The organism is Trichococcus flocculiformis (assembly GCF_900113645.1).
GTDB classification, from domain to species: domain Bacteria; phylum Bacillota; class Bacilli; order Lactobacillales; family Aerococcaceae; genus Trichococcus; species Trichococcus flocculiformis.
The window spans coordinates 118129-136618 of the sequence record NZ_FOQC01000003.1; the positions used below are offsets into that span (position 1 = coordinate 118129).

At 45.6% G+C, this 18490-nt stretch carries 18 protein-coding genes and 1 other RNA gene; 5 read left to right on the top strand and 14 right to left on the bottom strand.

What is annotated here, in order from left to right:
- Positions 1-29: 29 nt before the first annotated feature.
- The 5 genes from BMZ71_RS02470 to hisS form a co-directional block, all read right to left on the bottom strand.
- The gene (locus BMZ71_RS02470; RefSeq protein ID WP_068559658.1) at positions 30-875 is read right to left on the bottom strand and encodes a TPM domain-containing protein; all 846 of its coding nucleotides are present in this window, start codon (positions 873-875) and stop codon (positions 30-32) included.
- 28 nt (positions 876-903) lie between these two features.
- Positions 904-1482: a LemA family protein gene (locus BMZ71_RS02475; RefSeq protein WP_068559660.1), complete on the bottom strand. Its 579-nt coding sequence runs from the start codon at positions 1480-1482 to the stop codon at positions 904-906.
- 89 nt (positions 1483-1571) lie between these two features.
- Positions 1572-2465: a deoxyribonuclease IV gene (locus BMZ71_RS02480; protein WP_068559662.1), complete on the bottom strand. Its 894-nt coding sequence runs from the start codon at positions 2463-2465 to the stop codon at positions 1572-1574.
- A gap of 156 nt (positions 2466-2621) precedes the next feature.
- Positions 2622-4388, bottom strand: a complete 1767-nt coding sequence (gene aspS, locus BMZ71_RS02485; RefSeq protein ID WP_086988050.1) for an aspartate--tRNA ligase — start codon at positions 4386-4388, stop codon at positions 2622-2624.
- Positions 4389-4412: 24 nt separating this feature from the next.
- Positions 4413-5735: a histidine--tRNA ligase gene (gene hisS, locus BMZ71_RS02490; protein ID WP_068559833.1), complete on the bottom strand. Its 1323-nt coding sequence runs from the start codon at positions 5733-5735 to the stop codon at positions 4413-4415.
- A 492-nt stretch (positions 5736-6227) separates the two neighbouring features.
- Here hisS and BMZ71_RS02495 point away from each other — a divergent pair, with 492 nt between their 5' ends.
- A complete protein-coding gene (locus BMZ71_RS02495) occupies positions 6228-7544 on the top strand; it encodes an N-acetylmuramoyl-L-alanine amidase family protein (protein WP_245734368.1) in 1317 nt (438 codons plus the stop codon).
- A gap of 374 nt (positions 7545-7918) precedes the next feature.
- Here the strand turns inward: BMZ71_RS02495 and dtd are convergent, their stop codons facing one another.
- The 6 genes from dtd to BMZ71_RS02525 all read right to left on the bottom strand — a co-directional run bounded on the left by dtd (position 7919) and on the right by BMZ71_RS02525 (position 13768).
- Positions 7919-8365 (bottom strand): D-aminoacyl-tRNA deacylase, encoded by a 447-nt coding sequence (gene dtd / locus BMZ71_RS02500; protein ID WP_086988052.1) that lies wholly within the window; start codon positions 8363-8365, stop codon positions 7919-7921.
- A 26-nt stretch (positions 8366-8391) separates the two neighbouring features.
- On the bottom strand, positions 8392-10602 hold the full coding sequence (locus BMZ71_RS02505) for a RelA/SpoT family protein (RefSeq protein ID WP_086988053.1): 2211 nt from the start codon (positions 10600-10602) through the stop codon (positions 8392-8394).
- A 273-nt stretch (positions 10603-10875) separates the two neighbouring features.
- Positions 10876-11541, bottom strand: coding sequence for a deoxyribose-phosphate aldolase (gene deoC, locus BMZ71_RS02510; RefSeq protein ID WP_086988054.1), 666 nt, complete (start codon positions 11539-11541; stop codon positions 10876-10878).
- The gene (locus BMZ71_RS02515; RefSeq protein WP_086988055.1) at positions 11534-12310 is read right to left on the bottom strand and encodes a 16S rRNA (uracil(1498)-N(3))-methyltransferase; all 777 of its coding nucleotides are present in this window, start codon (positions 12308-12310) and stop codon (positions 11534-11536) included. The genes deoC and BMZ71_RS02515 overlap by 8 nt, the downstream gene beginning before the upstream one ends.
- Positions 12311-12313: 3 nt before the next feature.
- Entirely contained in the window at positions 12314-13264 is a 951-nt protein-coding gene (gene prmA, locus BMZ71_RS02520; protein ID WP_068559675.1) for a 50S ribosomal protein L11 methyltransferase, read from the bottom strand.
- A 21-nt stretch (positions 13265-13285) separates the two neighbouring features.
- Complete coding sequence (locus BMZ71_RS02525; protein ID WP_086988056.1) at positions 13286-13768, bottom strand: DUF3013 family protein; 483 nt, start codon at positions 13766-13768, stop codon at positions 13286-13288.
- A gap of 227 nt (positions 13769-13995) precedes the next feature.
- Here BMZ71_RS02525 and BMZ71_RS02530 point away from each other — a divergent pair, with 227 nt between their 5' ends.
- The 4 genes from BMZ71_RS02530 (at position 13996) to BMZ71_RS02545 (ending at position 16559) form a co-directional block, all read left to right on the top strand.
- On the top strand, positions 13996-14370 hold the full coding sequence (locus tag BMZ71_RS02530; RefSeq protein ID WP_086988057.1) for a hypothetical protein: 375 nt from the start codon (positions 13996-13998) through the stop codon (positions 14368-14370).
- Between the two features lie 169 nt (positions 14371-14539).
- A complete protein-coding gene (gpsB, locus tag BMZ71_RS02535; RefSeq protein WP_068559682.1) occupies positions 14540-14881 on the top strand; it encodes a cell division regulator GpsB in 342 nt (113 codons plus the stop codon).
- 18 nt (positions 14882-14899) lie between these two features.
- Positions 14900-15265: RNase P RNA component class B (rnpB, locus tag BMZ71_RS02540), an RNA gene on the top strand.
- A gap of 121 nt (positions 15266-15386) precedes the next feature.
- Positions 15387-16559, top strand: coding sequence for a THUMP domain-containing class I SAM-dependent RNA methyltransferase (locus tag BMZ71_RS02545; RefSeq protein WP_068559684.1), 1173 nt, complete (start codon positions 15387-15389; stop codon positions 16557-16559).
- Between the two features lie 97 nt (positions 16560-16656).
- Here the strand turns inward: BMZ71_RS02545 and BMZ71_RS02550 are convergent, their stop codons facing one another.
- The 3 genes from BMZ71_RS02550 to BMZ71_RS02560 form a co-directional block, all read right to left on the bottom strand.
- Positions 16657-17067, bottom strand: a complete 411-nt coding sequence (locus tag BMZ71_RS02550; RefSeq protein WP_177187463.1) for a ribonuclease HI family protein — start codon at positions 17065-17067, stop codon at positions 16657-16659.
- Between the two features lie 79 nt (positions 17068-17146).
- Positions 17147-17359, bottom strand: a complete 213-nt coding sequence (locus BMZ71_RS02555; protein ID WP_086988059.1) for a cold-shock protein — start codon at positions 17357-17359, stop codon at positions 17147-17149.
- 114 nt (positions 17360-17473) lie between these two features.
- A complete protein-coding gene (locus BMZ71_RS02560) occupies positions 17474-18445 on the bottom strand; it encodes a hypothetical protein (protein WP_086988060.1) in 972 nt (323 codons plus the stop codon).
- Positions 18446-18490: the final 45 nt, after the last annotated feature.

The window sequence follows — 18490 nt, forward strand, 5'->3', positions numbered from 1 at the left end:
TTTTTCTATTTTGCAGCCGGGCAGTTTGGTCAGAACCCTCTGCTGGATCCACCGCCTCCGGAAGAACCGCCGCCTCCGAAGCCGCCACCACCACCAAATCCACCGCCTCCAAATCCGCCTCCGCCATATCCGCCACGATGATTGTTACCGCGGTAACTGCTCCCGCCGCCTCCACTAAGAAGCAACCACCACAACGGGTTCATTCCACCACCACGTCCACCGCGACCGCCTCTGCCACCAAAAAAGAAGGACAACAGCAAAAGAATAAACAGGAATTGGATAAGGGATGCGAAGAACGACGAATCGTCCTCCACATATTGCGTCGTATTGACAGGATAACCGGAGAAAATCACTTCATCATCATATTGATACTCCTGATTGATGACAACTGCCGCCTCCGTAAAGATTTCTTTCAGGCCACCATCGAAATCATTGGCCGAAAGATACTCCAGATGATTATCCAGAATTCTGCCCGTTCTACTGTCCGTCAGGGCACCTTCCAGACCATACCCGATTTCGAAGCGGATTTCCCTTTCTTCCAGAGCCAACAAAATCAGTACACCATTGTCAGCATCCGCTTGACCGATTTTCCATTTTTCAAACAGATCGACAGAATACTCCTCGATTGTCTCGCCTTCCAGTGAATCAACCACTGCCACGACAACCTGAGGTTTCTCCTCGGTCAATTCGTACTGCTCATTCACACTCATGATGAATGTTTTTGTTTCTTCGGAGAGCGTACCGCTTGGATCATAGACATAAAATTCGCTAGTCGGATCTGGTAACTCCTGCGCGTTTTTGGATGGTGCGAACATCATCGAAAAGAAGAATGCTCCCAAAACCAAAAGTAGTTGCCATCGCACCTTTTTTCTCATTTGAAACAAAGCATCCTCAACCCCTCAATTATTCGTCATCTGTATTCAGATCTACACTAGGTGCGGTTTCAGCGCCGCTGACTGCTTCAAAATAAGATTTTTCATCAAATCCGAAAAGTCCGGCCATGAGCGACCCAGGGAAGCGTTTGACTTTGTTGTTGTATTGTTGCACAGATTCGTTGTATCGATCCCTTTCGACAGAAATTCTGTTTTCTGTGCCCGCCAACTCATCCATCAAAGCCGTCACCTGCTCATTCGATTTCAATTCCGGATAGTTCTCGACAATCACCAACAGACGCGAAAGTGCAGATTCCATTTCGTTGCTGGCGGCAACCTGTTCTTCGGTCGTTTGGGCACTGCCGATTCTGGCACGGGCATCAGCGATTGCGCCGAACACTTCCTGTTCCTGTTCCATGGCTCCTTTTACTGATTCCACCAAGTTGGGGATCAGATCATAACGTCTTTGGAGCTTGGTTTCCACATTCGCCCATTGCACATCGACATTGCTTTCCTCAGTCACCAAACCATTATAAGAGCTGATCAATGGCACTCCCAACAACAACACTGCAATAAAAACACCAATTAAGCCTTTCAACCAACCTTTCATCTTCCCATCTCCTTCATTCATTTATTTTGTGCTTGTATATAATTATCCCTGATTCCAGACAAAACCGCATCCATCCAAAGATGTATTTCTTACTGGTTCAATATGTCTTCCAATAAGCCCGGATTGAATGTCTGCGACTTCAGCATATCCAATTCGAATCTGTAAGGCGCCTTTTTGTTCTTTTTGTCCTCGCCCACGAACGGCGTCTCCAATATTTTCGGCAAATCCTGCAGTTGCGGATGGTGAACGATTTTATTCAGAGTCTCGAAGCCGATGGTGCCGAACCCGATATTCGCATGTCTGTCTTTGTGGGCCCCTCTCTCGTTTTTTGAGTCGTTGACATGAATCATTTTCAAACGTTCCAGGCCGATGATGCGGTCGAATTCTTCCAACACACCATCGAAGTCCTCTTTGACGTTATAGCCCGCATCATTCGTATGGCACGTATCCAACGTCACCGAAAGTTTGTCGTTATGGACTACCCCATCCATGATGGCAGCCAGCTCTTCAAACGTCCGGCCGATCTCTGTGCCTTTTCCGGCCATCGTTTCCAATGCAATCTGCGCTGTCTGACTAGGCTCCAGCACTTCATTCAAGCCCTTGATGATCTGTTTGATGCCTATCTCAGAACCTGCGCCGACATGCGAACCTGGATGCAACGTGATTTGTTTTGCACCAAGCGCTTGCGCCCGCACGATTTCTTCGCGCAAAAATCCGATCGCAAATTCAAAATGATCCGGTTTCGTTGTATTCGCCAAATTGATGATGTAGGGTGCATGGACGACCAACTCGACCAGACCATGCTTCGCCATATAATCCATTCCTTCCGGAATATTCATCTCATCGACACTTTTTCTCCGGGTATTCTGCGGAGCGCCTGTGTAAATCATAAATACCGAAGAACCGTATGACGCTGCCTCCTCTGCTGAACCCAACAGCATTTTTTTGCCCCCCATAGAAACATGTGAACCTATCTTTAACATATCTTCACCCTTTTATTGTGTATTATCCTAAAAAGCAATTCCGCCTAATCCAAAGCAACAGACGAAAAAAAACAGCCTTATGATACGATTATTGTATCATAAGGCCTGTTTTCATTACCATCAGATGCTCTTTTTAGTTCAATTGCTAATCCAAGGTTAGTCCAAAGAGGCGATTTTCAGGCTCAATTCTTTCAACTGAGCTGCGCTTACTTCGCTTGGGGCGTTCGTCATCGGGTCGAAAGCTTTCCCGTTTTTAGGGAACGCGATCACTTCGCGGATGTTCGATTCACCAGCCAACAACATGACCAAACGATCCAACCCTAAAGCGATGCCCCCATGAGGTGGGAACCCGTAATCGAATGCATCCATCAAGAAACCGAACTCCTCTTCAGCCTCTTCTTTACTGAAACCAAGTGCCGCAAACATCTGCTCCTGTACTTCTCTTGTGTGGATACGCAACGAGCCTCCGCCGATCTCATAACCGTTCAGGACGATATCATAGGCTTGCGCATAAACTTCTTCCGGATGTTCGGCTAATTTGCTAAGATCTTCATCATTCGGACGAGTGAATGGGTGGTGCATTGCAGTGTAACGTTTTGCGTCCGCATCGTACTCAAGCAATGGCCAATCCACAACCCAAACGAAAGCGAATTTGGATTTATCGATCAGATCAAGATCGCGGCCAAACTTCAGACGCAACTCTCCAAGCGCTTGATAGACGATTTCTTTTTTATCAGCAACAAACACAAGCAAGTCTCCAGGCTCAGCATCCATCAGTCTGATCAATTCATCGCTGTCTTCGGTAAAGAATTTCGCCACGGCGCCTTTCAATCCATCTTCTTCGACTTTCATCCAAGCCATGCCTTTTGCGCCGTATTGTTTGGCGTACTCGATCAGGTTATCCATGTCTTTGCGTGAATAAGCATCGGCTTTACCTTTAACGTTCAAGCCACGGACTTGTCCGCCGCTTTCACTTGTTGCTTTGAATACGTTGAATGAAGAAGTTTTCGCAAATTCGTTCATGTCGATCAGTTCCAACGCGAAACGAGTATCCGGCTTATCACTGCCGAAACGGTTCATCGCCTCATCATAGGAGATGCGAGGGAATGGAGCCGGAATATCTTTGCCCAGAACGTCCTTCATGACTTTTTGAAGCATGTTTTCGGTAATTTCCTGAATCTCCTCAGCAGAAAGGAAACTTGTTTCGATATCCACTTGCGTAAATTCTGGCTGTCTGTCACCGCGCAAATCTTCATCGCGGAAGCAACGAACGATCTGGTAATAGCGGTCAAATCCAGCGCCCATCAGCATCTGTTTGAACAGTTGCGGCGATTGTGGCAGTGCGTAAAATTCGCCTTGGTGGACACGGGATGGAACGATATAGTCACGCGCACCTTCCGGAGTCGATTTCGTCAAATATGGTGTTTCGATATCCATAAAATTCAAGTCATCCAAATAATTACGGACAGTACGCGTCGTTTGATGGCGAATTTTCATGTTGTTCATCATTTTGTCTCTTCTTAAATCAATGTAGCGGTATTTCATGCGCAGTTCATCCGATACGTTCAGATCGCCTTCGATATAGAACGGCGGTGTTTTCGCTTTCGCCAAAATTTCCACGGATTCCGCTTCAATTTCGATCGTTCCTGTACCGATATTCGGATTAATTTGATTTTCTTCACGTAGGACTACTTTACCTTTGACTTGCAGGACATATTCTCCACGGATCGTTTCTGCAATACGGAAGGCTTCTTCGCTGAATTCCGTGTTGAAAACGACTTGGACGATGCCTTCACGGTCACGCAGATGGATAAAGATCAATCCACCCAAGTCCCTTCTTTTGTTTACCCAACCATTGGCGACGACAGTCTGCCCAACCGATGCTTCTGTCAATAATCCGCAATACTCTGTTCTTCTTTCCATTTTCACTACCCTCTTCTGTATTTTCTAGTCTTCTTTTCCAAAAAATTCATTAAAAGCCGTCATATCGGCTGTCTGTGTTTTGTACACTTTATCGAAATCAGCATAAATTTCAGCCAATGATAAAGTCTGTTCTTTGCCGGTTGACATCACTTTGAATTGCACCTGTTTATTATTCAATTCATTCTCGCCGATTGTCAGGACCACTTTGGCTCCATTTTTCGTAGCGGTTTTGAATTGGGCTTTGGCTTTGCGGTCATGGAAGTCTCGATCCGCCGAATACCCTGCTTGGCGCGCATTTTGGACCAATTTCAAGGTTTCGATGTTCGTAGCTTCTCCCAGACCGACCACATAAACATCCAACTCGGATAATTTTGGCACATCGACTTGCTGGTCCTTGATCAAAAGGATCAGCCTTTCCAAGCCCATTCCGAAGCCAAATCCAGGAACCTCCGGCCCGCCGATTTCCTGAACCAAGCCATCATAGCGGCCACCGCCGCAGATGGTCGTTTCGGCTCCGAAGACTGCGGACGAAGTCATAATTTCAAAGATAGTGTCTTGGTAATAGTCGAGTCCGCGGACCATATTGCTGTTGATAGTGAACGGAATTTCCAATGCCTGAAGCATTTCCTGAACCGCCTCAAAATGTTTCCTTGAATCATCCGACAAGAACTCCAAGATGCTTGGTGCCTGGGCAACGATTTCCTTGTCGCGCTTGTCTTTGCTGTCCAACACGCGCAACGGATTCTTATGTAAACGAGTCTGGGAATCTTTGCTCAGTTCATCATGGAACGGTTCTAGGTAGGCGATCAGCGCTTCGCGGTATCTGATCCGGTCTTCAGTTTTCCCCAAAGAATTGATGACCAATTTCAGATCGCTCAATTCCAATTCCTTCAGTATATCCCATGCCAATGCCATTGTTTCGACATCGGTCGCCGGATTCACGCTTCCGAAAACTTCCACACCCAATTGGTGGAATTGTCGCATTCTTCCACCTTGTGGTCTTTCGTAGCGGAACATCGGGCTGATGTAATAGACTTTCAGCGGTTTTGGATGTTCAGGACCGAACAGTTTGTTCTCAACATAAGCCCTAACCACCGGGGCTGTTCCTTCTGGCTTCAATGCGATATGGCGTTCGCCTTTGTCGAAGAAATCATACATTTCTTTCGATACGATATCGCTCGTATCGCCAACGCCTCTGGAAAACAACTCATAACTTTCAAACATCGGCGTGCGGATTTCCGAAAATTGATAGTCATGCAATAAGATTCGGGCTGTCTCTTCCACATATTGCCAAATTTCTGCTTCCTGCAAAAATATGTCAGCAGTCCCTTTTGGTTTTTGTATCATTTTTATAACCATTCCTTTCGCTTCATACTGTTTTTTGTCTGAAAAAAAGCAAAAAAATAGCCCTCTTTCCATCATGGAAAAGGACGATTAGTCAGACGTGGTGCCACCTTTATTCGAAAGCATAGCTTTCCTTTAACGAGTAACGTTCGTGGCGTAATAGCTTTTCACTATTAATCCTCCAACCTGTCTTTCAAATAAACGTTTGGGAGTGCTCTCAGCCGCGGCAATCCTCTCTGAATCAAACCAATCTATTCTACTTCGATCTTCACTGGACATTTATAATTTCCTTAACGATACAAGATAAGCTTCGAATTGTCAATACTGTTTTCATCATATTTTCATCTTGATGTACTTCCCCCCTGTCCAGATACAGCACAACTTTATAATTTCTGAAAAGGCTTTGCATTGGATAACGTATCTTTGCTATAATGATAGAAGAATTGAACAATTTTTGTAAATTTTATGCATCCCAAACCAGAAAGGAGACAATCAGTGAAAACTATCGGAAAAAATAGACATCTGTTCTTCTTGATGCTTGTTTTGCTATTTGTTGGATTGGGCTCCTTCGGTACGGTAGCATTAGCCAACTATACTTCGGTCAGCATCTCCGCCAGCATCGTAAACGTCCGGTCCGGTCCGGGCTTATCTTACGATATTATGACGCAAATACAAGGCGGATCCTCTGTCAACGTTTTAGCGGATAAGAACGAATGGTATAAAGTCCGGTTATCGGATGGAAGAATCGGTTGGGTAGCAAGCTGGCTGATCAACAATACCGAAATCGCGGCAACCTCCGAATTGCTGGCAACGGTCCTTGTACCCTCCGCCAATATCCGGCAGGAGAACAATGAAACATCTGAAGTCGTCGGAACGGCTATTGCAGGTGAAAAATTCGCCCTATTATACGAAGAAAACGGTTGGAGCCAAATCCAATACAACAATAAAGTTGCTTGGATTTTGTCTGAGCTGATCGAAATTTCACCAGGCAGTATTCAGTTGGCGCCAGAAACAGTCGATACCACTGCCGTTGTTGCAGACGACACTAATCCGAAAGCGATCATCACGATGGATGGCGTAAATGTCCGCAGCAGTGCTTCGACAGGCAGCGATATCCTGTTCATTGCCGAAAAAGGCGAAGAGTACGAACTGATCAGCGAATCCGGTGATTTCTATAAGATCCTATATGAGGGAAACAAGGAAGGTTACGTCGCCTCCTGGTTGGTGGAAACATCCGAATCACTCGGTGCGCCAGTCACTGCGTCATCGACCACCACGCTTGCAGAAGCGACAATCGTGATTGATCCGGGCCACGGAGGAGAAGATCCGGGTGCGGAAGGTACTTATATTTATGAGAAGGAAGTCACACTCAAAACCGCTCAAGCTGTGGCGGAAAAATTACGCAGTGCCGGAGCCAACGTCATATTGACGCGCACCTCGGACATCTATGTCACTTTGGAAGATCGCGCAGAAATGAGTAATGTCAACAATGCTGATTTATTCATCAGTCTGCATTACGACTCCACCGCAAGCGGTACTTCAGTGACTGGCTTTACGACTTATTATTACGCAGATGAGGATATCCCGTTAGCCAATCTGGTCGATAATCACCTGGCTGACACCTTGCCGTTGCAGGACAACGGATCCAAGTTCGGAGATTTCCTGGTTACACGCGAAAATGATCAGCCGGCCTTGCTGTTGGAACTTGGCTATATGAACAACGAATCCGACGTCAAGACCTTCAATTCCGACTACTATCGCTCGCTGGTGGCAGAAAGCATCTACCAAGCATTGACCGAATATTTCCAATAAGAAAGCGGAACGGGTTCGTTCAGCCCTGAGTAAGGAAACACTGTGACCTAATCGGTCAAGTATATCATGCCTCTAAGCGATTGAAATCGCAAGAGTCATGACAATTTAGGAAATCGTGCTCCGCAACGTTCCCTACGGTCACCTTGTACTGGGAGTCTAAGGGATGAATCCCTAAGACTCCCATGCAACTGAGCATCGTAGAGCGCAATATGCTAAGAGACTTCCTGCATCAGCAGGTTAGTCGAATAGTATCCTTGGCTCGCAGAGACAAGAGGTTCCTTATTCTTCTTTCCGAAGGGCTAACCCGTGAAGCTAGCCATCAAAAAAACAGAGTCTGCAGCTTGAACCGCCAATGGTTCAAGCTGCAGACTCTGTTATTTATTTTTGGAATCGATGATTATGGTTACAGGTCCATCGTTGACCAAAGAAACCGCCATGTGCGCCCCGAACTTACCGGACGCCACTGAGAATCCTTCAGCTCTTAACCGTTCATTGAACTCTTGATAGAGCGCCTCGCCGGTTTCGGGGGCGGCCGCATTGATGAAGCTTGGACGATTGCCTTTTTTGGTATCAGCGAATAAAGTGAACTGGGATATGGAAAGAATGTCCCCACCCACATCCTTCAAAGAACGGTTCATTTTCCCCTCTTCGTCCTCGAAAACCCTGAGATTCGCAACTTTACGAGCAATGTAGCACACATCTTCTTGCGCATCCTCCTTACCGATACCGACCAAAAGCATGAAGCCTTTACCAATTTCTCCTATGATTTCCCCACCGACCAAGACGGCTGCTTCCGTCACTTTCTGCACAACTACACGCATATATTCCCTCTATTCACTTTGATTAATCAGGATATGACCCTTCTGACTGTGTACACATCCGGAATATTTTTTATTTTATCAACGATTTTGTCCAGTTGACTCAAATTCTGAATTCCAATTTTCACCGTAATGACCGCAATCTTATTGCTGTCGACTTTCCCGTTGACGCTGCTGAGATTTTTGGTCATTGTGTTCACCACATGCAGAATTTCATTCAAGAGGCCGGAGCGATTATAGCCTTCTACTGTCAACTCGGTTTCGTAATCGATAGTGGACGTGCCGGTATCCTCCCATTCGACTTCAATCAGCCGATTGCCATGTTCTCCCGATACCTGCACATTCGGGCAATCTTTCCTGTGGACTGAGATGCCGCGCCCTTTTGTGATGTATCCGACAATTTCATCTCCTGGGACCGGATTGCAGCAGTGGCTGATGCGGATGAGCAGATTATCTACACCTTGAATGACTACACCGCCCTCGTGGCGGATCTTCATTTTAGGGTTGTCTTTTTTCGTTTTTTGCTCGATTGTGTCCAACTGTTGTTCCGCTTTGTGTTTGTCCCGCTCCCGGCGTGCTTTCTCGGTCAAACGGTTGGATACAATAAACGCGGACAATTCACCGAACCCGATGGCTGCATACAGATCATCCTCTGAATTGACATTGAAGCGATTCAATAAATCTTTGATTGCTTGTTTCGTCAGGAATTCTTTTGGTGAAAATTCCATTTCCGTCAGTTGTTTTTCCAGCATATCGCGGCCTTTGATGACGTGTTCATCACGGTCCTGCAGCTTGAAGTAGCGTTTGATTTTGTTTTTTGCCTTACTGGTAGAAACCAAGTTGACCCAGTCCCTGCTCGGACCGAATGAGTTCGGTGATGTCATCACTTCGATGATATCGCCATTCTGCAGTTTGTAGTTCAAAGGGACAATCTTGCCATTGACTTTTGCCCCAATGGTTTTATGTCCGATTTCAGTATGGATATTATAGGCGAAATCCAAAGGGCCGGCACCCGATGGCAATTCGACGACATCGCCTTTCGGAGTGAAGACATAAACCTTGTCCTTGAAGATATCCTCCTTGACGCTTTCGACGAACTCACTAGCGTTCTTGGAATCATCCTGCAAGTCGATCAGATCACGGAACCAATCGATCTGATGGGGCATCTTATCGGGATCGATTTTTTTGGTGATACCCTCTTTGTATGCCCAGTGAGCCGCAACCCCGTACTCCGCGACTTGGTGCATTTCGATTGTCCGGATTTGGATTTCGACTGGCGTTCCTTGTGTCCCGATAACTGTCGTATGCAGCGACTGATACATATTCGCCTTAGGCATGGCGATATAGTCTTTGAACCGACCCGGCATCGGTTTCCATTTTGTATGAATAGCACCCAAAACGGCATAACAGTCTTTGATGGAATGGACGATGACGCGGATAGCCAAAAGATCATAGATTTCCGTGAATTGTTTCTTTTGGTCCTTCATTTTCCGATAAATGGAGTTGATATGCTTCGGCCTGCCGTAGATGTCGGCCTCAATCTCTAATTCATCGATTGAGTCTTTGATTTTGTTGATCGTTTCCTTGATGTAGAGCTCCCGTTCATCGCGTTTGCTGTTCATCAAGTGAACAATCCGGTAATATTGCTGTGGATTCAAATACCTGAGCGACGTATCCTCCAATTCCCATTTGATCCGGTTCATCCCCAGGCGGTGGGCCAAGGGTGCATATATCTCCAAAGTCTCATTTGAGATGGTCCGTTGTTTTTCCGGCTTGTGATATTTCAATGTCCGCATATTGTGCAATCTGTCCGCTAGTTTCACCATGATGATCCGTAAATCCTTCGCCATGGCCATCAACATTTTGCGGTGGTTTTCAGCCTGTTGTTCTTCATGCGACTTGTATTCGATTTTCCCTAACTTGGTAACGCCATCCACCAGAATGGCGACGGTTTTGGAGAATTCCCGTTCGATATCATCCAAAGTAAATTCTGTATCTTCCACAACATCATGCAAAAATCCCGTTGCGATCGTTTCTGGATCTAATTTCAAATCTGCCAATATCGCTGCGACTTGAGTCGGATGAACGAAGTATTCCTCACCGGACTTCCGCATCTGTCCGCTATGAGCCTCCCGGGCAAAATCACACGCTTTTTGGACAAATGCCACGTGGGTTTCATTCATATATTCCGCGCATAGCTGCACAACCTCTTCAGGTGAATAGGTTTTGATTTTCGGCATGTTGTCACTCCTGACTCTTTAAGATTATGTATTTCCTTACTGCAGTTCCATTCTCAGACGGAACCAATACCGAACATACGCTGTTCCATAAATAAAATGAATATTTCCTTTTATTATACTTTAAATCGGAACGATGCGCCATCAACAATTATCCTCGGTTCACGAGCTTTATGCACTATAAAAAACCTTGAAGGACAGCTTCATAAAAAAAGCAGTCATTCAAGGTTCCTTGATCATTTAATTATTCGGATGCAAACGGAGCACCCCATGCATTTATCTGACCACAAGCCAACCTTCGACGATTTTCTTGCCACTGGAAGTGCCCAAACGAGTCGCGCCGGCTGCAATGAACGCCAAGGCGTCTTCGTACGTGCGCACTCCACCGCTTGCTTTCACATCCATCACGGGACCGACAGTTTTACGCATCAGTGCGATATCTTCCAAAGTTGCACCACCTGTTGAAAAGCCGGTGGATGTCTTGACAAAGTCGGCACCAGCCTTTTGGGCCAACTGGCAAGCGATAACTTTTTCATCATCGGTCAACAGACAGGTCTCAATGATGACCTTCAGGATCGCTTTGCCTTTTACGGCTTCGACCAAAGCTGCGATTTCATGTTCGACAGTCTGATAATCGCCATCCTTCAAAGCGCCAATGTTGATGACCATATCGACTTCATCAGCACCGTTCTGGACCGCCTGTTTCGCTTCGAAAGTCTTCACTTCAGCCGTATTGGCACCATGCGGAAACCCAACGACCGTACAGACAAGCACATCCGAGCCAGTCAGGAAAGCTTCCACCTTTTTGACCCAGTAGGGTTGCACGCAGACGGACTTGAAGTCATATTCCCTCGCCTCTTCGCAAAGGGCTTTGATTTCCTCCTCTGTCGCATCTTGTCTTAATAATGTGTGATCGATATACTTATTTAATTTTTCAACCATTTTTATCCGCTCCTTTTCTTAATTCCATTTCATAGGATACTGCCGCCAACGCATATAAAGGGGCTGTTTCGGCCCGCAAAATCCTCGGTCCCAAAGCACAGCTCTTATGACCGGCTTGTCTGAACGCCGCCAGTTCTTCCGGCGCTAATCCGCCTTCAGGACCAAATACAAACAACAAAGAATCGCCTGGTTCAAGATTTCCCAGTGTGTTCACCAAGATGCTGCCCTCACCGACCTTTGCATCCTCTTCATAGGCAATCAATACTTTACTGTATTTTTCCGCTTCCGCCAACAACTCTTTGAGGTTGTGCACAGGATGCACAAAAGGCTCTTTTTGGCGGTGCGATTGCTCCGCGGCCTCTCTCGCAATTTTCTGCAGGCGCTGCTGTTTTTTTGCGCTTTTGTCCGCTGTCCACTTCACAACCGCATTTTTTGCTGCGAAAGGCAGGAAGGCTGCCGCGCCCAACTCTGTACCCTTCTGTACGATATATTCCAGCTTGTCGCCCTTCGGCAAACCGCAGGCAATCGTAATCTTGACCGGAAGTTCCGTTGAACGGTCTTCATCAGCCACCCATTTCAAACTGACCGTATTTGCGGATATGTCAATGAGCTCCGCAACGAACGAAATGCCTGAATTGTCGGCCAAATATACTTGCTCCCCCTGCTTCATGCGCATCACATGCACCATATGGTGATGGAAATCATCCGACAAAATGATCGGCTGCGTTTGATAATCTCTTGTCAGCGGCGGAATGATATATCGTTGCATGCTTCAATCCTCCAGGTTTTTAGTGCAGATCAGGCAAACCCAATCCTTCATTTGCTTTTCTTGTTCGATCTCAAAGCCATTGCTGATCAAAGCAGCGATCAGTTCCGCTTTCTTCGATTCTATGATGCCCGAAAGGATGAAATAGCCATCATCCTTAAGATTCTTGTAGGCATCAGGAAGCAACAGCAGAAGAATTTCCGCCAAGATATTCGCAACGATGATGTCCGCTTCTTGATCAGCGATCCCTACCAACAGGTTGTTCTCTTTGACGATGACGTCCGAAGCATAAGCATTATAAGCAATGTTCTCTTTGGAGACGCGTGTTGCGATTTCGTCGATATCGTAGGCATAGACAGTGTCTGCGCCCATTGCCTTGGCTGCGATGCTCAAAACGCCCGATCCGGTACCAACATCGATCACTTTTTCGCCGCCCCGCATCACTGCTTCGAGTGCTTCGATGGACAGACGCGTGGTTGGATGCGTGCCGGTACCGAAGGCCATGCCTGGATCCAATTGAATCAGCATTTCTTTTTCATCTTCAGGTGTGTATTCTTCCCAATAAGGTACAATCGTCAAAAAGCGGGTCAAGCGAATCGGATGGAAATATTCTTTCCAAGAGTTTTCCCAATCCTCTTCCTTCACTTCGTTGATCTGCAGCTCATTCCTCCCGATTTTTAGATCGATCTTTTCCAGTTCCGCCAGCTGTTCTTTGATGAACAACACAGTGTCCTGAAAACCCGCGTTGTTCGGATAATAAGCCATGATATAAACGGCATGCCCTTCTTCAGGCAACGCACGTTCCTCCTTTATTTGCCCGAAACCGTCGTCCTGAAGATTGACGAAGTCCAATTCGTCATCTATGGCGACACCTTTCGCACCAGCTTCCATCAATATATTCGATACAGCCTCAACTGCTTCGGTAGCAGTCACAACCTTCACTTCATTCCATTCCATTTACATTCACCTTTCCTACCATCAAGGATAACGATAATACGTTTCATCAAATCTTCCTAATTCCTTCAGTGTTTCGATTGTCTGCATAAAATTCAGCTCATTCCAATGCAATTCGAAGCTGGACTCACCCTCGTCTTTCAGAAAATCCCTGAGTTTAGTGTTTGCTTCTCCGACCGTCAAGCGAATATTCTTAACGACCGCTTCCGCCAATCCTCCCTGAATCCCTTTTTTCCGATCGAATGGGATACCCGTTAAATACTCCTCCGTTTTGATTTTTGAAGACGCGCGATCATAAAACAAAACAGAATCTTCAAAAATGAACCGATCTTCGTGATTCGAGTGGCCAAATATGTCAGAAATACTATTGTCTGGAGGATAACTGACTTCTAATAATAACACAATTTCGACTGTATGGAACGGTTTATGCCACTCCAATCGCCATTCACAAGGCAAGTGTTGTTCTTCCAGTTCCTCGTGGAGTTTGTCGATCATACTTTTGTTCATTCTCTTCCTCCTCGTGCCCTCATTTCGGCTGATCTTTACTGGTTCTGTGCCGCCTCCGGATGATGCTCTCCATCCATTGTAGCAAATAATGAGAAAAAGATATATTCCGGGCTATGCATCAGCAAATTATTTTAGTGAAAATCAGCCCCGGATTATTGAGGGAACGATTTCTAAAAGATCCGGTTTATGATATATTTAGTCTAGGCAAAAAGTTGGAGGGATATTTCATGACAGAACACTCAGAGATCAGACAATCCATCGATTACTTGGTCGCGCGCATCGCACGTGATTACCAAAAAGAAGAATACAAAGACTGCTTAAAAATCCAGATTCCGTTCGGTCGTAGGGCTGAAATACTATTGGCTGAGGACTATCTCACAGCAGATGAAAAAATCATTTTTGAGGATGGTATCGATCCGGCCATAAAAAGCGAACTCTTCAAAGAGGTCCTGCAAGCTAAAACGGATAAGGTCTTCAAGAGTTTTCTATTGGAGATATTCGGCAAGCAGCCGGTTCTTAATGAAAATTTATCCATCACAACCACTAAATCGGGCGACAAGCAATACATCATCATCAATTTTCAAGGAGCCTTGCCATATTAAGCTTTCCATTTACGCAGAGGCTTTATGATCCGCGGCTGAAGCAAGAAAAAATTAAGTTGAGTTTATGCGAAAAGCCTGATATGATGTTGATTAGAATATTTGCTTATTAATATTACTTTTTTATGCTATACTGTTTAGGTAACAAGGACAACTAACGAGGTGTGCAAATATGGCAGATAAAAATCTAACAACTAAAGATATTCTGCAAAAAGAATTCAAAAGCGCTATGAGAGGCTATAATGTTGCAGAAGTTGATGAATATCTGGATATGATCATAAGAGATTATGAATCTTATCAAAAAGACCTTTCTTATCTTCAAAGCGAAAATGAACGTTTGATGAGCCGTGTGGATGAGTTGACGAAGCAAGCAGTTTTAGCTAAGCCGACCCAATCGAATGTATCATCAGTCGGCAGCGGTGTAACGAATTTTGATATTCTGAAACGCCTTTCCAACTTGGAGAAACATGTATTCGGTTCAAAATTAGATGAAACCAACGAAGAAGCAAACTAGCATCAATAGACATTTGTAAATTTCGGGTAATTGCGGTCTCCTTCATGGAGGCTGAGGAAAGTCCATGCTCGCACAAGCTGAGATGCTTGTAGTGTTCGTGCTTAGCGAAACAATAAGCTAAGGCAATCGAGAGATTGACGGCAGAAAAAAAGGCTAAGGGCTCTGCCTATGCCTGAGTATTCTTGAAAGTGCCACAGTGACGAAGCAGACGGGGAAACCTTTCTGGTGGAACGCGGTAAACCCCTCGAGCGAGCAACCCAAACTTTGGTAGGGGCACTCTTTCCAAGGAAATGAACGAGGGAAAGAGGCAGAAATGCAGATAGATAATTACCTCCGCCATCAGAGGCCTGGCTCCGATGGCGTGACAGAACATGGCTTACAGAAATTTACAAATCAGGCTTTTTTCTTCAAAAAGAATACGATCGAGGATGGGACAAGCTAATTTTTGTCCCATTTTTCGTGCATTATCCGGCAATTTCTAAGGCAAAACAATAAGGAGCACTAAATGAAAACTTATCAACTAATGGCTACGGCCGCAAGCGGCATCGAAGCAATCACCGGCAATGAGCTGAAAAAAATGGGCTACAATGTCCAAGTAGAGAACGGCAAGGCCTACTTCACCGGTACGGAAGCGGACATCATCACCACCAACCTGTGGCTGCGCACCGCTGACCGCATCAAAATCGTTTTCGGCAAATTCGAAGCAAAAACCTTCGATGATCTTTTCGAGCAAACGAAAGCTTTGCCGTGGGAACAAATCCTACCGATGGATGCAGAATTCCCTGTTTCCGGCAAATCACAAAAATCGACCTTGTACAGTGTCCCCGATTGCCAAGCGATCGTAAAGAAGGCCATCGTCAACCGTCTGAGCGAATACTATCACCGTCGTACCCGTTTGCCTGAATCCGGCGCACTTTATCCGATTGAAGTGGCCATCAACAAGGATGAAGTGATCCTGACGATTGACACAAGCGGTTCCAGTCTTTTCAAACGCGGTTACCGTTCCGAAAAAGGTGGCGCACCATTGAAGGAAAATATGGCGGCCGCTTTGGTGATGTTGACCAATTGGTTCCCTGATCGCCCCTTCTATGATCCGACTTGCGGTTCCGGCACGATTCCGATTGAAGCAGCTCTTATCGGCTTGAATATCGCGCCTGGTTTGAAGCGCTCATTCCCTTCCGAAGAGTGGAACATTTTTGAAGAAGGTATGTGGGATCGTATCCGCAATGAAGCCAAAGCTGCCGCGAATTTCGATGTGAAGTTGGATATCGGCGGTTCGGACATCGATCCACATGTCATCGCCATCGCGAAGAGCAATGCCGAGAAAGCAGGCGTTGCGGATTATGTCACTTTCAAACAGTTGGCTTTGGCCGACTTCACGACTACCAAGGAATACGGCACAATTGTCTGCAACCCGCCCTACGGTGAGCGTCTTTCCGATCAGGAAGAGATCGAGATACTCTACAAAGAGATGGGCCAAGTTTTCCGCCCATTGAAGACATGGAGCAAGTACATTCTGACGAGCGAATTGCTTTTCGAAGAATTTTACGGCGAAAGAGCTACGAAAAAACGCAAACTCTACAACGGCAGATTGCGTACCGATCTGTTCCAATATTGGGGAACGCGCCCGCCGAGAGTCAAAAAAGAACTTGATGCCAGCGAAACCAAAGAAAAATAATTTTTTCAAATAAATAAAAGCAGTCCGGACTCCTCGCTGATGCGGGTTCGTCCGGACTGCTTTATTTTTTCATATTCCCGAAAAATCTCAAGCTTACTCATTTGTTCTTTTTCGTGAGCTGATAGAGTGCTTTTTTTGCGAGATTATTGGCTCCTTTATTTTCCTTTTCCGGAATCCATTCCAAGTAAAAATTCGTGAACGCAGCCAATTCCTGCAAGGTCTCTTCCAGATACAATTTGTGTTCCGTTTTTTTTGTATACTTTTTCCTGATCGACTCGGCAACAAGTTTGCTGTCCGTATAACAAAAAATGAGTTGGTCTTGTTTGTTTTGCGCTTTCAGGTGGCGCAAGCCATGCAGAAGCGCTTCGAATTCAGCCCGATGATTATCCATCCTGCCCTCTAAAGGCAGGCCTATTTGCTCTTGTACACCGTCCTCAACGATCAAAATCCCAATGGCAGCATACCCTTCTTTTCCGGTGGCCGCCCCATCCACAAATAATTTTATCAAATGTTCCACATCCCAAAAAACAAAGGTGAAAGAAAATCCTGAACGGATTCTCCTCACCTTTGCGGTTTACTGTACTTGTTTATGATTCTGCCACGACGATCACATTAGTGGCTTGTGGTCCTCTTACGCCTTCAGCGATATCAAACTGAACGCGTTGCCCTTCTTCAAGTCTTTTGAAGCCTTCTCCAGCTATACCGGTAAAATGTACGAAGATGTCGTCATCCTGTTGGTCGAATTCAATAAAACCATACCCTTTATCATTATTGAACCACTTTACTTTGCCAAATTCCATTGTACATCCTCCTTAAACACTCAATTCTTTGGAACTGCTTTCACAAAGACGGGTTACCCTCATTATAGAGAGGAATCCCTATAGAGTCAATTATTCTGATAGCTTCATTGGCACTTATTCAAAAAAACCAAAAAATTCGGCCAGCTTATTTTCCAATTGATCAATTTCATCGCGGATTTTATTTTCGCTCGGCTCGCCCGTCGATCCGATCCCATTGTAAATGCGGTAGACCACCTCCAACCACTCCGAAACGGACAGTATGGTCCTGGCTTCGAACGGATAAAGAAGGGACAACTGCATGAAAAAGGCATTTTCCATGGCATCTGCCACAGTCGGATTTTTATTGGCGATTTCTTCACGGATATACGCCATTCCTTCTTTGTACGTCTTTGACTCGATCAAGGGGACCAATCCAGCCAGGTCCAATTTTTCTTCGCTTCCGTCCAACCTGACAGCTACCTTCGGATGGAGCCCACGCGCAAGAAATTGATGAATGATCTCTGTTTTGAGCATCCGATGGAGATTATTATTCATGAGTAAGCGTTGCGCTATCTTGCCGAATTGGTCATCCTCCAATTCCTTCAATTGTTGCGCGTATGTCTGCTGCTTGTGGAACGGTTGCGTATCGATGTTTTTTTCAGCTTGGAGGATTTCTGAACTTCTTTTTAGTTTTTTTTCCAAATTCTTCAGTTCAGCTTTCTCGACTTCAGCCTCCAATTGCTCCAAAGCAAATTGATGTTCCATCGAAAGCCCGAAAGTATTTTTGCGTGCTTCGATTTGTTCACGAGCCATGTCGAATGATCCGGAATGCAATAAGCCTTTCAAGTAAAGGAAATCAATGTCGTCGACCGAAATGGCGGAAGCAATATCCGGACGCATTTCGGTTATCATCTCCAGGCACTTCTCTGTTTGATCAGTCTCTTGCAACAACATGAGGTACAGCGGGAGCATATCGTCCGTCTTTTTGATGGCAACAGCCTTGCCGATCCATTCTTCCGCAAGCTGCAGATTCCCCTCTTCAAATGCCAATAGTCCCTTTTTCAAGTATCCTTCGTAATTTAATGGAAAAATAATTTTATCTCCCATTTCCATCACCCCAATCTACGCTGATTTTCCTGTTAGGTCATTATA

Coding starts and splice junctions, on each gene's coding strand:
- BMZ71_RS02470 (WP_068559658.1), bottom strand. CDS start 875: ATGAGAAAAAAGGTGCGATGGCAACTACTTTTGGTTTTGGGAGCATTC.
- BMZ71_RS02475 (WP_068559660.1), bottom strand. CDS start 1,482: ATGAAAGGTTGGTTGAAAGGCTTAATTGGTGTTTTTATTGCAGTGTTG.
- BMZ71_RS02480 (WP_068559662.1), bottom strand. CDS start 2,465: ATGTTAAAGATAGGTTCACATGTTTCTATGGGGGGCAAAAAAATGCTG.
- aspS (WP_086988050.1), bottom strand. CDS start 4,388: ATGGAAAGAAGAACAGAGTATTGCGGATTATTGACAGAAGCATCGGTT.
- hisS (WP_068559833.1), bottom strand. CDS start 5,735: ATGATACAAAAACCAAAAGGGACTGCTGACATATTTTTGCAGGAAGCA.
- dtd (WP_086988052.1), bottom strand. CDS start 8,365: ATGCGTGTAGTTGTGCAGAAAGTGACGGAAGCAGCCGTCTTGGTCGGT.
- BMZ71_RS02505 (WP_086988053.1), bottom strand. CDS start 10,602: ATGCCGAAAATCAAAACCTATTCACCTGAAGAGGTTGTGCAGCTATGC.
- deoC (WP_086988054.1), bottom strand. CDS start 11,541: ATGGTTGAAAAATTAAATAAGTATATCGATCACACATTATTAAGACAA.
- BMZ71_RS02515 (WP_086988055.1), bottom strand. CDS start 12,310: ATGCAACGATATATCATTCCGCCGCTGACAAGAGATTATCAAACGCAG.
- prmA (WP_068559675.1), bottom strand. CDS start 13,264: ATGGAATGGAATGAAGTGAAGGTTGTGACTGCTACCGAAGCAGTTGAG.
- BMZ71_RS02525 (WP_086988056.1), bottom strand. CDS start 13,768: ATGAACAAAAGTATGATCGACAAACTCCACGAGGAACTGGAAGAACAA.
- BMZ71_RS02530 (WP_086988057.1), top strand. CDS start 13,996: ATGACAGAACACTCAGAGATCAGACAATCCATCGATTACTTGGTCGCG.
- gpsB (WP_068559682.1), top strand. CDS start 14,540: ATGGCAGATAAAAATCTAACAACTAAAGATATTCTGCAAAAAGAATTC.
- BMZ71_RS02545 (WP_068559684.1), top strand. CDS start 15,387: ATGAAAACTTATCAACTAATGGCTACGGCCGCAAGCGGCATCGAAGCA.
- BMZ71_RS02555 (WP_086988059.1), bottom strand. CDS start 17,359: ATGGAATTTGGCAAAGTAAAGTGGTTCAATAATGATAAAGGGTATGGT.
- BMZ71_RS02560 (WP_086988060.1), bottom strand. CDS start 18,445: ATGGGAGATAAAATTATTTTTCCATTAAATTACGAAGGATACTTGAAA.